4 protein-coding genes are annotated in these 16,657 nt (G+C 65.1%); 3 read left to right on the top strand and 1 reads right to left on the bottom strand.

Going from position 1 to position 16,657, the window contains the following annotated elements; all coding sequences use genetic code 11:
- Positions 1–9: 9 nt before the first annotated feature.
- The 3 genes from AB7M32_RS20825 to AB7M32_RS20835 are packed head-to-tail and all read left to right on the top strand — an operon-like array spanning position 10 to position 15,709.
- Complete coding sequence (locus tag AB7M32_RS20825) at positions 10–10,215, top strand: amino acid adenylation domain-containing protein (protein ID WP_454251191.1); 10,206 nt, start codon at positions 10–12, stop codon at positions 10,213–10,215.
- Entirely contained in the window at positions 10,212–14,060 is a 3,849-nt protein-coding gene (locus AB7M32_RS20830; RefSeq protein WP_454251192.1) for a non-ribosomal peptide synthetase, read from the top strand. Before AB7M32_RS20825 ends, AB7M32_RS20830 begins: the two co-directional genes overlap by 4 nt.
- A 2-nt stretch (positions 14,061–14,062) precedes the next feature.
- Complete coding sequence (locus AB7M32_RS20835; RefSeq protein WP_454251193.1) at positions 14,063–15,709, top strand: cyclic peptide export ABC transporter; 1,647 nt, start codon at positions 14,063–14,065, stop codon at positions 15,707–15,709.
- 190 nt (positions 15,710–15,899) lie between these two features.
- On the opposite strand, the gene fhuF is transcribed toward AB7M32_RS20835, so the two are convergent.
- Complete coding sequence (gene fhuF, locus AB7M32_RS20840; RefSeq protein WP_158454913.1) at positions 15,900–16,589, bottom strand: siderophore-iron reductase FhuF; 690 nt, start codon at positions 16,587–16,589, stop codon at positions 15,900–15,902.
- Positions 16,590–16,657 lie beyond the last annotated feature (68 nt).

Below are 16,657 nucleotides of genomic sequence, written 5' to 3' on the forward strand. Positions count from 1 at the left end.
CAAGCAAGCATGAACAACATCGAAGACATCTATTCCCTTTCGCCGACCCAGCACGGCCTGTTGTTCCACAGCGTCTATGAACCGGATTCGCGGGTGTATTACCAGCAATTGAGCCTGGACATGAACGGCCCGTTGCAACTGAGCGCATTTCGCGGTGCCTGGCAGGCGCTGATGCGGCGCCACGCGGTGCTGCGCAGTGCTTTTCTCTGGGAAGAACTGGACGATGCCTATCAGGTGGTGCAACAGGACGTGCCATTGCCCCTGACGGAACTGGACTGGCAAGACCGCCCCGAGCCGCAGGCCGCGCTCGGAGAGTTGGCGCTGGAACAGCGCGCCCAGCCCCTGGAGCTGAACGACTCACCGCTGATGCGCGTGTGCCTGGTGCGCCTGGCGCCCGAGCGCTGGCACCTGATCTGGACCTTCCACCACATTCTCATGGACGGCTGGAGCGTCGGCATCGCCGTCCAGGAGTGGCTGTCGCTGTACTACGAACAGGCCCACGACCGCCCCGCCGACCTGCCGCCGACCCGCCCTTACCGGGACTACATCGCCTGGCTGGCGGAACAGGACATGGCCGCCACCGAAGGCTTCTGGCGCGAACAGTTGCAGGACGTGAGCGAGCCGACACCGCTGCCCACCTTCGCCGTGCGGCAGCCTGCACCCGCGGGGGCACCGTTCGCCGAACGGGAAAGCCTGCTGACGGCCAGCGAAACCGAGCATCTGGCGCACTTCGCCCGCCAGAACGACCTGACCATCAACACCCTGATCCAGGGCGCCTGGGCATTGCTGCTGGGCCAGCACGCCGGGCGTGACGACGTGGTCTATGGCGTCACCGTTGCCGGTCGTCCAGAGAACCTGGCCGCCGTGGACAGCACCGTCGGGCTGTTCATCAATACCTTGCCGTTGCGCGTACAGTGGTCTGAAGGCCCGGTCCTGGTGGACTGGCTGCAGCAATTGCAGCAAGCCAACAGCGATCTGCGTCACCACGCCTACCTGCCCCTGGGCAAGCTCAAGTCCATGACGCGCATCGCCGCCGAGCAGGCGCTGTTCGACTCGATTCTGGTGTTCGAAAACTTCCCGGTCACCGACGCGCTCAACCAGGACACCGGCGGCCTGAGCTTCAGTGCTCCGAGCAGCGACCAGCAGGCCGACGGCATCACCCTCACCCAAGGCCGCAACCACTTCCCGTTGTCGCTGATCGTGGTGCCGGACAAACAACTGCACTACCTGATCAGCTACGACCGCAGTCGCTTCAGCGACGCCGAGGTCGCGGTGTTGTCGGCACAATTGCGGGCCATCCTGTTGGCGATGACGGCGCAAGCGCAGTGCCGAGTCAGCGAGCTTGAGTGGCTGGGCCCTGAAGAACGCCGGCAACTGCTCGCGCAGGGGCGCGGCGTACAACTGCCGGTGCCCCAGGCATGCCTGCATCAGTGCTTTGAACAACAAGTGGCCGCCCACCCTGATCACCTGGCAGTCCGAGACCGTCAGGTCGCCCTGACCTACCGTGAACTGGACCAGCAAGCCAACCGCCTCAGCCAGTACCTGCGCGCCCAGGGCATCGGCCACGACAGTGTCGTGGCACTGGCCCTGGAACGCAGTGCCGGGTTCGTGGTCGCCCTGCTCGCCACCCTCAAGGCTGGAGCGGCCTATCTGCCGCTGGACCTCAAGCAGCCTGCCGGGCGCCTGGCCGACGTGCTGGTGGACAGCCGCGCCGCACTGCTGATCGGCGCCACCGCCTCGCCCCTGCTCAAAGGCCTGGCCGAGCACACGCCGACGCTGTGGCTGGCGGAACAGGCCGACGCCATCGCCTCCCAGCCAGACACGCCACCTGCCGTGGCCCATAGCCCGACTGACGCCGCCTATGTGATCTACACCTCAGGTTCCACCGGCACCCCTAAGGGTGTGGTGGTCGAGCACCAGTCCATCGTCGATTACCTGACGGCAGTGCACACGGTACTCAACCCGCCGCCGGCAGCCCGCTACGGCTTGTTGTCCAGCATCGCCGCCGACTTGGGCCACACCCAACTGTTCGGCGCCCTGTGCAGCGGCGCCAGCCTGTTGCTGGTGGATGAAGACAGTGGTTTCAGCCCCCTGGCACTGGCCGAACTCTTCGACCAACACCCGGTGGATGTGCTGAAGATCACCCCAAGCCATTTGTCCGGCCTGTTGCAGGCGCTGCCCGATGCACGCTTGTTGCCGCGCGCCCTGCTGGTCTTCGGTGGCGACGCCCTCAGCCCGGCGCTGCTGGAGCAGGTCAACCGCCTGGCGCCGGGCCTCAGGGTATTCAACCACTATGGGCCGAGCGAAGCGACGGTCGGCGCAATCGCCACCGAGCTGCCCGCGGGCCTGCGCAGCATTGCCCTCGGCCGGCCGCTGCCGAACCGCCAACTGCAAGTGGTGGATGCCAAGGGTCGCCAGGTGCCCACCGGGGTGTCCGGCGAGCTCCTGATCAACGGTGCTTTGGCCCGGGGTTACCTGCACCGCCCGGACCTGACCGCCGAACGCTTTCATCTCGACGCGGATCAGCAACGCTGGTATCGCACTGGCGACCGCGTGCGCTGGCAAGTGGACGGCCAACTGGCGTTCCTCGGCCGGGTCGACAGCCAGGTCAAGATCCGTGGCAATCGCCTGGAGCTGGGCGAAGTCGAAGCGCAGATCAAGCGCCTGTCGCCGCTGATCGAACAGGCGCTGGTCCGCGCCGTGGAGCTGGACGGCAGCCTGCGGCTGGTGGCCTACCTGGTCGCCAGCCAGTCACTGTCCGCGACGAAACTGCGTAACGATCTGGGTGCGCGGGTGCCGGACTACATGGTGCCGGCGCACTTCATGACCCTCGACGAACTGCCCCTCACCCGTAACGGCAAGGTCGATGTCCAGCGCTTGCCGCTCCCGCAAAAACCCATGGACGACAGCGCCACTCACGTTGCCCCGCGCAATGAAGTCGAAACGCAGCTGGCCGCCATCTGGCAAGACGTCCTCAAGCTTGAACGTGTCGGCGTGCATGACAACTTCTTCGCCTTGGGCGGCGACTCGATCATCAACTTGCAGATCATCGCCCGCGCCAACCAGCAAGGGCTGAAACTCACGCCCCGCCAGCTCTTCGAGAACCGCACCATCGCCGATATCGCCCGGGTACTGGGCGCCGATGCCAGCCATGGCGAGGCGCAAGCCGTTGCCGATGGCTATGACCTGCCGCTGTCTGCCGGGCAATTGGCACGCTTGCAGCAAGGGCCGTTAGACGCCACTTGGCGCTGCGTGGCGTTGACCCAGGCCATCGATAGCGAGCTGCTGGCACAGGCCATCGCCGCGTTGCAGCAACACCATCAGGCCCTGCGTCTGGCGCTCAAGGCGCTGCCGGAGGGCGAGTGGCAGCAGCGGGTACTGGGCGTGGCCAAGACCCCGGTCATCACCACCGAGCAATTGGCGACCTGCACCCCGGCGCAACTGCAAGCCCTGGCCCAGACCGGTGTCGATGCGCTGGAATTGGGCGCAGGCCAAACCCTGCATGCCAGCCTGCTGGAGGTGGGCGGCACGCAATCCTTGCTGCTGGCCGCTCATCCGCTGTGCCTGGACGAAACCTCCTGGTCGCTGCTACTGGCTGATCTCAACCTGGCCTTGGCACAGCTGCGCTATCAACGGCCGGTGCGCCTGTCCTACGCCGGTGGCGATTTCACCCAGTGGACACGGCACCAGCAAGCCCATGCCCAGGGTGATGCCCTGGATGACGCCTGGGAACATTGGCTGCAATATGCGGGTGTGGAACCGCTGCAGCTGCCTGACAGCCAGCAGCCGGCCAGCGTGGTCGAACACACCCTGCCGGCCGCCATCTCTGGCGAACTCAAGCGCCTGGGCGAGGTGCTGCAACTGGATTGGAACAACCTGTTGGCCGCTGCCGTGGCCGAACAGTGCCGTGAACGGTGCGGCAATGGCCTGGTCGCGCTGAGCGTGCACGATGCCCGTCCGAACGCCGAGCGCTTGCCGGTCGATGCGCCGATTGCCGTGGCCGACCTCGACCCGGCACGCATCCTGGGCCCCTTGGCACTGGCCGTGCCGTACTTCCTCCAGCCCGAAGGCGAGAGCCTGCTGCAACGCTTGCAGGCACTGGTGGCGCAGATGCGTGCCTACCCGCAACACGGCGTCGACTATGGCGCCCTGCGCTACTTGTCGGACAATACCTACCTGCAAGAACCGCTGCGCGAGCTGCCAGCGGCATCGGTCGTCATTCGCTGGCTGGGCAACCTCGACAGCCACCGCGAAGAGCGCGGCATCCTGGCGCAGGTTGAAGCGCCAACCCCATCGCCGGCTTCGACCGGGCCGCTGAACGTGGACGCCTGGTGGCGGGATGACCGGCTGCACCTGCGCAGCCAGGGCACCCTCGCCGCCGACTGGGCGCCTCACCTTGCCCAACGCTTGAGCGAACTCGCCGCACTGGCCACCGCGGCCGACCTGCGCCCTGCCAGCCAGGCGTTCCCGTTGTGCCACAAGCAAGCGGCAACCCTGGCGGCCGAACCGCTGGACTGGCTGAACATCGAAGACGTCTACCCGCTGTCGTCGATGCAACAGGGCATGCTTTTGCACACCCTGCTGCAACCCCACAGCGGCATCTACCTGATGCAACAACGCTACAGCTGGGACGGGGTATTGCAGCGCCCGGCAATGGAAGCCGCGTGGCAGCTGTTTCTCGAGCGCCATCCAATGATGCGGACCGCCTTCTGGTGGCAGGACGACCATGAGCCGCTGCAATGCGTGTACCGCCAGACCCACCAGGCGTTCGACTGGCAGGACCTGCGCCATCTCGACGAAGAGCAGCAGCGCGAGGCGATGGACCAGGCCCTCGAAGCACAGCGCCTGCAAGGTTTCGACATGGCCTGCGCACCGCTCACCCACCTGCGGGTGTTCCAGCTCGATGAGCGCCGCTTCGCCGTGGTGCGCAGTTTCCACCACATCCTGACCGATGCCTGGTGCTTCGGCCTGTTGATGGAAGACCTGCTGGCGATCTACCAGGCCCTGGTGCGCCAGGAGCCGGTGGCCCGCCCGCGTCTGCGCTCGTTCCGTGGCTACATGAGTTGGCTGGAACGCCATGACATGGCTGCCGCCCACGCTTTCTGGCAGGCACAAATGGCCGGCTTCAGCGAGCCGACGCCGCTGCAGGTGGACGGCCCCGTGGCCCGGCCGGAGCAGGCACCTGAACAGGTCGGCGATTTCGACCAGACCCTGAGCATCGCCCAGACCCAACGGTTGCAACAGCTCTGCCAGCAATACCAACTGACGCCCAACACCTGGATCCAAGGCGCCTGGGCGCTGTTGCTGTCGCGCTACAGCGGCAATCGCGACGTGTTGTTCGGCGTGACCGTCGCCGGTCGCCCGACTGACCTCGCCGGTGTAGAAGAAATGGTCGGGCTGTTCATCAACAGCCTGCCCCTGCGCGTCGATGTCGACCCAGAGGCCCCCGTGGCCGACTGGTTGCAGGCACTGCTGTCCCACAACGCACAATTGCGCGAACACGAAAGTGCGTCGCTGGTGGACATCCAGCGTTGCAGCCAAGTGCCGCGCGGCCAGCAGTTGTTCGACAGCCTGGTGGTGTTCGAAAACGCCCCGCTGGACATCAGCAGCGTGCAATTGGACGCCTTCAGCATCGACATCTACGAAGACCGGGTGCACACCAACTTCCCGATGACGGTGGTGCTGTACCCCGGCGACCGCTTGGGCATTCGCCTGTCCTATGACAGCATGCGTTTCAGCACGGACACTGTGCAGCGCATGCTCGGGCATCTGGTGCAGCTGCTTTCGGCCATGCTGGAGACACCGCAGGCGCCCTTGGGCAGCTTGCACATGCTGCCCGAGGCGGAACGTCGGCACCTGCAGATCGACTGCAACCGCAGCGACGTCGACTTCCCGCTGGAACGCGGTTATGCGGCGCTGTTCGCCGAGCAAGTGCGCAATCGTGGGCAACACCTGGCCGCCGTATGCCAGGACCAATCGCTGACCTACGCCGAACTGGACCGCCGCGCCAATGCCATCGCCCATGCGCTGCAAGCAGCCGGTGCCGGTCCGGAAACCCTGGTGGCGTTGTTCGCTGAGCGTGGCCTGGCGTTGCTGACGATGATGATCGCCACGCTCAAGGTCGGTGCCGCGTTCCAGGCCTTGGACATCCAACAGCCCCACGCGCGCCTGGCGGAACTGCTGGACCTCGGTGACGCGCCGCTGTTGCTGGTGTGCGAGCACGCGACCTCGACACTGGACCACGTCCTGCCACAGATGCACAAGCAGCCCACCTGCCTGGTCGCCCAGGCGCTCTGGCAAGGCCCTGAGCAACCGCCGGTCAGCTATGGGCACCAGCCGGATCAACTGGCCTACGTGATCTTCACCTCGGGTTCCACCGGCACGCCAAAAGGCGTGATGGTGGAACAACGCGGGATGCTCAACAACATGTTCGGCAAGGTCCCGAGCCTGGGCCTGGGTGAGCACGACCGGATTGCCCAGACGGCTTCGGCGGCGTTCGATATCAGCGTGTGGCAGTTCCTCGCCGCACCGCTGTTCGGCGCCACCGTGCACATTCTTCCCGATGCCCAGGCCCACGACCCTGTGGCCCTGCTCGACGCCGTCCAGGAGCAGCAACTGACGCTGCTGGAAACCGTGCCGGCGCTGATTCGCGGCATGCTCCAGGAAAGCCAGGCCCATCACACCCTGGCGAGCCTGCGCTGGCTGTTGCCCACCGGCGAGGCACTGCCGCCGGCCCTGGCGCGGGACTGGTTCGCACGCTTCCCTACGACCCCGTTGATGAACGCCTACGGTCCTGCCGAATGCTCGGACGACGTGGCTTTCTACCCCATCACCGAAGCGCCGGCCGACGACTGTTTGCACATGCCCATCGGCACGCCGACCGCCAATAACCAGGTGTTCGTTCTCGACTCGGCGCTGCGCCTGGTCCCTGTGGGTGTACCCGGTGAATTGTGCATCGGTGGTGTCGGTGTGGGTCGCGGCTACCTGCGCGACCCGCAACGCACCCGCGAAGCTTTTGTGCCGCACCCGTTCCAAGCCGGTGCGCGCCTGTATCGCAGCGGCGATATCGGCCGGATGCGTGAGGATGGCGTGATCGAATACCTCGGCCGTCGCGACCAGCAAGTGAAAATCCGTGGCCACCGCATCGAGTTGGGCGAGATCGAAAACCGCCTGATGCAACACCCGGCGGTGGACAGCGCGGCGGTGCTGGCGCTGCCCGACGCACGCGGCACCTTGCAACTGGTGGCCTGGTATGTGCTCGACGAAGCGGCCGACCTGGGCGGCGAACCCGCGCAACAGGTATTGAGCGCATACCTGGGCCAGCAACTGGCAAGCTACATGGTCCCGGCCCGTTGGCTGGCCCTGGGACAATTGCCGCTGAACGCCAACGGCAAGGTCGACCGTCGTGCCCTCGCCGCCTTGGGTGTGCCCCAGGACGAGACGGCACAGGCGCAATCCGTGGCGCCGCGCACGCCGACCGAACACGTCCTGGCCGAACTCTGGCAAGAAATTCTCGGCCTGGACAACGTCAGTGTGCACGACGACTTCTTCGCCATCGGCGGTCACTCGCTGCTGGCCACCCAAGTCCTGTCGCGAATTCGCCGACGGTTGAACGTGAACCTGCCGCTGCGCACGCTGTTCGAGCGTGGCACCCTTGAGCAACTGGCTCAAGCGGTCGATCAGCAACGCAACGCCCAGACCGAGGCCGACAGTGACACCGAGATGGCCCTGGCGCCGCGCAATCAACCGCTGCCGCTGTCCTACAGCCAGCAGCGGTTGTGGTTCCTGGATCGCTTCGAAGGCCCTAGCGCCGCCTACAACATGACCACCACCGTCAGGCTGCGTGGCGCGCTGGACATCGCGGCGTTGCAAGAAGCATTGCAGGCGGTGTTCGAACGCCATGAGTCCTTGCGCACTGCGTTCCACCTTCACGGCGACCAACCTTGTCAGGTCATCAGCCCGGCGCCGGTGGTCGACTTGACGCCAACCGAGCTGAATGACCTGGACGGCGAAGAGCAGGCGCAAAGCCTGCAGCGCCTGATCGATGAACAGGCCGCGCGCCCGTTCGACTTGCAACAAGCGCCGATGCTGCGCGCCAACCTGCTGCGCTTGGGAAGCGAGGATCATGTGCTGCAACTGGTGCTGCATCACATCGCCACTGACGCCTGGTCCATGGGTATCCTGATGCAGGAACTGATCGTCGGGTACCAGGCCCGCATCAGCGGTTCGACCCCTGTGTTGCCGGTGTTGCCGATCCAGTTCGCCGACTATGCCTACTGGCAACGCAGCGAAGCGCAACAGCGCCTGCTGGCACGGGCCATCGATTACTGGCGCCGCCAGCTCGACGGCGCGCCAACGTTGATCCCGTTGCCCCTTGACCAGCCACGCCCGGCACGCCCCGACTACCAGGGCGCGGCCCTCGAGCAACGCTTCACGCCGGCCCAGACCCAGGTGCTGAAGGCCTATGCGCAAGCGCAACGGGCGACACTGTTCATGGTCTTGCTCAATGCCTTCAACAGCCTGTTGCAGCGGGCCACCGGGGCCAACGACTTTATCGTCGGCACCGACCTGGCCAACCGCGAACACCCGGCCCTGGAACATCTCATCGGGTTCTTCGTCAACGTGCTGCCGATCCGTGCCCGCCTGAGCGAGGGCGAAACCTTTGACGCCCGCCTGCAACGCTTGCGCGAGGATTGCCTGTCGGCGTTCCAACACCAGCAAGTGCCGTTCGACAAACTGGTGGAGGAGTTGCAACCGCCGCGTACGCCAGGGGTCAACCCGTTGGTCCAGGTGTTGTTCGTCATGCAGAACACGCCCAGTGGCAATGCCAGCCTGCCGGACCTTGAAGTGGAACACTTGGTAGCACCCCAACAGAGCAGCAAATTCGACCTCGCCGTGTTTGTCGAAGAGGACGAAGACCAAGGCCTGAACGTGCGCTGGGTGTACCGCACCAGCGTGTTGCAGGAACAGACCATCCAGCGTCTCGAACAGGGCTTCGAGCACCTGCTGGAGCAGATCGTCTCGGCCCCCGCCCAGGCATTGGACCAGTGGTCGTGGCGCCTTGAGGGTAGTAACACCGGCGCCGCGTCCCAGCCGGATTCGTCGCTTGACGAGGCCACGGCCCGCAGCGCACGCAAGCAGTCGAAACTGAGCAAGCTCAAGCAGACCCGCGCAACCGCCGTCAGCCAGGTGGCCCACGAGCAGGTCCGCACCCGTACCCTCGACGTCGGGCAAGGCTTGCCGTTGGTGATCGAGCCGTTGCTCGGCGACCTGGACCCGGTGCACTGGGCGCTGCAAGCCCGGGAATGGATCAATGCACAGTTGCTGACCCATGGCGGCCTGCTGTTCCGGGGTTTCAACCTGCCGGATGCAGCGGCCTTCGAGCAGTTCGCCCAGGCCATCGAGCCCGACCTCTACGGGACCTACGGCGACCTGCCGAAAAACAAGTCCGGCAAGAATATCTACCACTCCACGCCGTACCCGGAACAGCACATGATTCTCTTCCACAACGAGAGCTCTCATCTGCCGCAGTGGCCACGCAAACAGTGGTTCTACTGCGAAACACCGGCGCCACGTGGCGGCTGCACGCCCATCGTCGATTGCCGGCAGGTATTGGCGCGCTTGCCCCAGGACATCGTCGCTCGCTTCAAGGCCCTGGGGCTGCTGTACGTGCGGCACTTCACCGACAAGCTGGATGTGCGCTGGCAGGACTTCTTCAAGACCGAACAGCGCGAGGAAGTCGAGCGCCAGTGCCTGGCCTCGGGCATGCGCTGGGAATGGCTGGGCACCGATAATCTGCGGATCGCCCAGCACTGCCCGGCCATCGTCGAACATCCCGAGACCGGGGAACTGTCGTTCTTCAACCAGGTGCAACTGCACCATACTGCCTGTCTGGAGCCGGAAGTGCGCAGCAACCTGATCAACCTGTTCGGCCCCGGGCACCTGCCCCGCAACGTGTACTACGGCGACGGCAGCGTGATCGAAGACGCGGTGATGCAAGTGATCGGCGAGGCGTACGAACATTGCGCGGTACGTTTTACCTGGCAAAAAGGTGACATGGTCATGTTGGACAATATGTTGGTGGCTCACGCCCGGGATCCCTTCGAGGGCGAGCGCAAGATCTGTGTCGCCATGGGCCAGATGATGCGCCGGGAAGAATTGACGGGGCAGTTGCCCGAAGCACAGCCGCTGCCGGCTTCGGAGGTGCAGGCATGACCGCCTTTGAGAAACGTGAGGAAGCCTTCGCCCTCTCACCGCAACAGCGCAGCCAATGGCTGGCGGGCTTGCCGCCCGTACGCCTGGAGCTGGAGATCACCGGCGCGTTGGCGCTGGAACGCCTGCGGCAACGGCTGGCCGCGCTGAGCGCTTGTCACGAGGCCTTGCGCCTGGGCGTGCGACCCGAGCCGGGCCTGCTGATGCCGCTGCAAGTGGTCGAACCCGCCGCCAGCGCAGTCGACGGGATCAGTGTCGAAGTGCAATCGGTGGGTGACGATCGGCACAGGGTGACATTGCAACTGCCGGCGCTGAGCGCGGATCGCGGCACCTTGCTGCGCCTGGCCCAGGCATTGGGATCGACGGATGCGCCGAGCGTCGATGACGAGGCCATGACCTACACCCAGTACAGCGCCTGGCTCCATGAATTGCAGGCCGATGAAGACGCCGTCCCCGGTCGGCGCTTCTGGGCCAGCCAGGCCTTGGACGAACCCGCCGGGAGCGAGCTGCTCTACCGCCAGGTGCGCAACGACCGCCACGACGCCCCGGTGACCACCCGCCTGCTCGCCAACCCGCAATTGACCAGCGCCCTGGAGCGCTTTTGCCAGCGTCACGGTGCCTCGCCCGAGCAGGTGCTGATGAGCGCCTGGGGGGTGTTGCTGCAGCGCCTCAGTACCGGCGACAGTCCGGCACTGACCTTGAACTGGGTACACGATTGCCGCGACGACTACGAGGAGCTCGAAGACTGCTGGGGTTTGTTTGCCAAGCCCCTGCCCTTGCGCTGGCAACCGGCTGCGAACAGTCCATTTGTCCAGGCGCTGAATACCCTGCGGACGCTGTGCGAGCAAGCCATCGAATGGCAGGAATACTGCGGCGTCAGCACCGCACTGCCGGCCGAAACCTTGCATTACGGTTTCCAGTGGGGCGCGCACCTGCCCGATCGACTCGACACCTTGGGCAGCCTTGCATCGACGCTCACTGTATTGGACGCGCAAGCCATTCCGGCAGGCATGGAGTTGTTGCTGGTGGTCGAAACGGTCCGCCACGAAGCCGGCGGCCTTGGCTATCGGCTGAACCTGCACCATCTGCCGAACCGCTACAGCGAACAAGCCGCCTCGACGCTTCTGGAGCAGTTCCAGTCGCTGCTGTCCGATGCCCTCGCCCACCCAGACAAGCCCTTGGCCGAGCTGTCGTTGCAGGCGCCGAGCTTCAGCGCGACGCTGGCCGTCCGACAGGGCGACGTCGCCGCCCCGCCGTTTGCCAGCGTACCGGCGCGCTTTGCTGAATGCGCCGCGCGGTTCCCCGATCATTTGGCCCTGCGCGACCATCACGGGCACCTGAGCTATGCCCAGTTGCAGGCCCGCAGCAACCAACTGGCGCATTACCTGCGCGCCCAGGGCGTGGGCCGCGAAGATCGCGTGGCGTTGTACCTGGATCGCTCGGCGCAGATGGTCATGGCCATGCTCGCCGTGCTCAAGAGCGGCGCGGCGTTCGTCCCCCTGGACGTGCATCAGCCGGCACAACGCTCCCTGGCCATCCTGCAACAGGCGCAGCCGGTCTTCGTCCTGAGCGGTTCGGCCGGCAGCGCCCCCGCGTTGCCCGGCATCGGTAGCCTCGACCTGCGTGATGAAGCGACCTGGCAGCACGCACCTGCCACGGCAACCACCGTCGAGTTCCAAGGGCAGGACGCGGCCTACGTGCTGTTCACCTCCGGCAGCACCGGCACGCCCAAAGGCGTCATTGTCGAACATGCCCAGCTCGCCAGTTATGTCGCCAGCGTGTCCCGGCGCCTGGCGCTGGGGGTTGGCGAGCGCAGTGCGGTGGTCACTTCGCTGGCGGCCGACCTGGGCTACACGTTGCTGTTCCCGGCGCTGCTCAGCGGCGGCGAGTTGCATCTGCTGGACAAGGAAACGGCAATGGATGCCCAGGCCTGGGCGGCCTGGCAGGCTGAATACCCCATCGATCATCTGAAGATCGTGCCGTCCCTGCTGGACGCCTGGCTGATTCATGCCCAGAGCGCGGCCGTATTGCCTCGCAAGCAACTGATCCTCGGTGGCGAAAGCTGCTCACGACGCCTGTTGCAAAACATTCGTGGTCTCGCGCCGACGCTGACGGTCTTCAACCATTACGGCCCGACCGAAACCACGGTCGGGGTGGTGATGCACAAAGCCGATCCGGCCGCGGACTATCGTCGCCTGCCCCTCAGCGACCGCCTCGATGGCATGCGCCTGTACCTGCTCGACGAGCAGCAGGCGCTGGCCGCTCCCGGGCAGAGCGCCGAGTTGTATATCGCCGGCCCGCAACTGGCCCGGGGTTACCTGGACGCGCAACAGAACGCCGGTCGTTTCATCGAATGGGTGCAATCGCCTGGCGAACGCCTCTACCGCACCGGCGACATGGCTCGCTACCTCCACGACGGTAGCCTGGAAATCACCGGACGTGCCGATCGCCAGGTGAAGATCCGTGGTTTCCGCGTGGAACTCGATGAGATCCAGGCGCAATTGACCCGCCTTCCCGGCGTCGCCCAGGCCGCGGTGGAATGCATTCCCCGGGGCGAGCTCGGCCAGCAACTGTTCGCTTTCATGACCCTGGCGCCCGGGCATTCGACCACGGTCGCCAGGCTGCATGGCCAGGCCCAGGACTGCTTGCCGGACTACATGCTGCCCACCCTGCGGATCGTCGAAGCCTTGCCGTTGATGGGCAACGGCAAGCTGGATCGCAAGACCCTGCAGCAATGGGCCGACAAAGTGCTCGACACTGTCGGCAGTGCCTTGCCGCGCACGCCGCTGGAAGCTTTGCTCGCCGAGGTCTGGGCGCAAGTGCTGGGCCTGGAGCGGGTGGGTATCGACGATGACTTCTTCGAGCTGGGCGGCCATTCCCTGGCGGCGGTGACGCTTGCCAGTCGCTTACAGGCCGCGCTGTCGGCGCCGGTGACGGTCAATGCGGTGTTCAACGCCCCTAGCGTCTCGGCGTTCGCGGCGTTGGTGCAGGCTGAGCTCAAGCTTTCGCCCCTGGTCAGGCTGTCGGCGCCAAACGCGCCCGTGGAGGCCGGCAAACTGTTCTGCTTCCACCCCTCCACAGGCCATGTGCAGGACTACCGCCCTCTGCTGGCATCGCTACCGGCCTGGCAACTGTGGGGACTCCAGGCGGCCTACCTGACCGACGACAGCTCGACACTGGGCGGTGACATCGAGAGCCTGGCGGCGGTCTATGTCGAGCATCTGCGCCAGCAGCAAGCGCACGGTCCTTATCACCTGCTGGGTTTCTCCCTCGGCGGGCTGCTCGCGATTGCCGCTGCCGCGCGCCTGGAGAGCCAGGGCGAGCAGGTGGCGTTTCTCGGTATCATCGATTCCCAGTACCAGCATCACGCCCCAGAAGACAGCGTCGAAGCGCTGTTGGAGTCGGCCGCCCTGTCGCTGACGTCGGATAGCCAGACCGTGTTGCGCCAGCTGCCACAGGCGACCCTGGCGGCATTGCTGGAACAACTCGATGCCCTGCCCCCGGCAGCGCGCCTGCCGGAACTGGCCCAGTGGGCGCGCCAGCAGGGCCTGCAGCTCGATGGCGACAGTTGGGAGCACCTGCAAACGCGGCTGCGCTACCAGCAACATACGCAGCATCTGCTGGCGACCTTCAAGCCTGCGCCACTCAGTTGCCCGGTGCATGTCTGGTGGGCCGACGATACCCTGGAACAGGCTGAGTTCGCCGACCCGCACTGGGAACGCCTGAGCACCGGGCCGTTGACCCGTGAGGTCATCCCGGCACAGCATCTCACTATCCTCGAGCAACCGGCCCTGCATCAGCAACTGGCGGCGCGGCTCGAGACCATCGCTACAAGCGGAGCGGTTTGAAAATGGATCTGTTGTTACTCATGGCTAAACGTTCATGGCGCGCACTGCTGGTGGCGACACTGACGGGCCTGATCTGCGGCCTCGCGGCGGCCGGGCTGATCGCCAACATCAACCACAGCCTGGAGGTGTTCGATAAGCTACGCCCGGTGGACGGGCTGCTTTTCGCCGGGCTGGTGCTACTGGTCATGGTGTCACGGGTGATCTCCGACATCAGCCTGCTGCGCCTGGGCCAGGCCGCGGTCAACGACATGCGCCTGCACCTGAGCGCCAAGCTGATCGATACCCCCTACGCGAAATTGCAGCGCCTGGGCAAGCATCGCCTGCTGGCCATGCTGACCGACGATACGCAAACCATCAGCCAGGCGGTGGAGCTGGTGCCGATCCTGCTGGTCAACGCCGGGATCATCGCCGCGTGCCTGGGCTACCTGGGTTGGCTCAGCCTGCCGCTGCTCGGCCTGACACTGCTGCTGATCATCGCGGGCAGCTTCAGTTTTCATTGGCCGCAACGTCGCGCGTTGACTTCGATCTCCCGGGCCCGGGAACTCAAGGATCAGTTGTTCGACCAGTACCGCCTGCTCACCGATGGCAGCAAGGAACTGCAGCTCAACCACCCACGCCGGCAACACTTCTTCACCCGTTTGCTGATTCCGGTCAGCCAGCAATACCGTCGCAACTTCGTACGCGGCATGAGCATCTACGCCCTGGTATTGAACTGGGGCAACGCGGTGTTCTACATGCTGATCGGCGTGGTGCTGTTCGCCGCACCGCATTTCATCGACCTGGGCGTGAGCCTCGTCACCGGCTATATCCTGACGATCCTCTACATGATCACGCCGCTGTCGGAACTGATGAACGCCTTGCCGACCCTGGGCCGCGCCAGCGTCGCACTGAATAAGATCCGTGCCCTGGAAGGCGAGATGGAAGCATCCGACGAGACCTTCGATACCATCTCGCCGACCCAGGTTCGCCACTTGGTGTGCCGGCAGGTCACCCATACCTATTACCGCGAACGCGAGGACGGTCATTTCACCCTGGGCCCCATCGACCTGACCCTCAATGCCGGCGAAGTGGTATTCATCACCGGCGGTAACGGCAGCGGCAAGACCACCCTGGCCTTGCTGCTGACCGGGCTGTACCGGCCGGAAAGCGGCGACATCGTGCTTGATGAGCAAGTGTCCTCGAGTAACGACAACCACCATTATCGACAGCACTTCTCGGCGATCTTCACCGACTTCTGCCTGTTCGAAAACCTGTTCGATGGCGACGATCCGGACTTGGTGAAACAGGCACAGGACTACCTGGTGCACCTGCAACTGGACCATAAGGTGCAGATCGAAGGAGGCAAGCTGACGACGCTGGCGCTGTCCACCGGGCAACGCAAGCGCCTGGCGTTGCTCAGTGCCTATCTGGATGACCGCCCCTGCTACCTGTTCGACGAATGGGCGGCCGACCAGGACCCGGTGTTCAAGCACTTCTTCTACACCCGGATCCTGCCGGACCTGCGCGAGCGCGGCAAATTGCTGATCGTCATCTCCCACGACGACGCCTATTTCGGCCTGGCCGATCGGTTGATCCATGTCGAACATGGCAAAGTCAGCGAAGTCGCTCCCCAGGCCGACGCCTCCCCCCTGGCGCAAGCGCTGTCTTGAGGAATGTGGCAAGGGCGCTTGCTCCCGCCGGGCTGTAGGAGCTGCCGAGCGAAGCGAGGCTGCGATCTTTCCAAAACCGGTTGAGTATCAAGCGAAAGATCAAAGCAGAAGATCGCAGCCTTCGGCAGCTCCTACAGCGCAGCCAAGCGGGAGCAAGGGTTCATGCAAGGCACAGCAATGTAAGCTGCGCTCAACCCTCCTCATAGATGTAATGCAGGTAGCTCACCTGTTCCGCCACCGGCAGGCGATGCAGTTTGGGGCAGGATTCGCACAGCACTGGCGGCTGGCCTTCGACCGGTTCGTGCAGTTGGTAGTGCAGGCAACAATGCCGACGCAAGGGCAAGGTGGGGCATATCTGCGGCGCCGGTGATTCGACCATGCGTTGCAGGCCTCGCAGCTTCAGGCGTCCGTTGTTCACCGTGACCGGTTCCAGCCACCGGTGCGCCTCGGCGAAGCCGTCCCTGGACAGGTCCGGGTCCATCCTGGCGAAGGCGCCGTCCCAGATGGCGACAAAGTTGCCCCACAGTATTTTCGGGGCCAAGCCACCGGCGGCGGCCAACGTGCCAAACAGTGGCGCCAAATGCTCGTGGACCAACCGCGACCAATAAACCGCCCGGTCCTCCGCGTTCAAGGGCGACAACCCGGCAGCCAGGCCCAGCGCCGCCGGTTGGCCGTCGTCGTGCAACAACAACGCGCCCTCGCCCCAGAACTCGATCGCGCAGCCACGCGTGAGCACACAGGCCAGGGTGGCCGGCAAGACAATGCTCATGTAGTTCATCGACCACTGCGAAACCACGGCGGCGCGGTTCACCCCCGGGTAACGCAGGGCAAATCGGGTCAGCAAGGGTTGCAACGCGGCAGGGTCGGCAAGCTGGCTCAACGCGATGGAAGGCTGATCGCCAGGCTCCTGCCGGACGACCCGCTGTATGGGCGGCCAGGCCTGGCTAA

This window comes from Pseudomonas sp. R151218B TE3479 (assembly GCF_053629195.1).

Excerpts from the sequence above, each read along its gene's own strand:
- AB7M32_RS20825 (WP_454251191.1), top strand. The coding sequence starts at position 10 with ATGAACAACATCGAAGACATCTATTCCCTTTCGCCGACCCAGCACGGC.
- AB7M32_RS20830 (WP_454251192.1), top strand. The coding sequence starts at position 10,212 with ATGACCGCCTTTGAGAAACGTGAGGAAGCCTTCGCCCTCTCACCGCAA.
- AB7M32_RS20835 (WP_454251193.1), top strand. The coding sequence starts at position 14,063 with ATGGATCTGTTGTTACTCATGGCTAAACGTTCATGGCGCGCACTGCTG.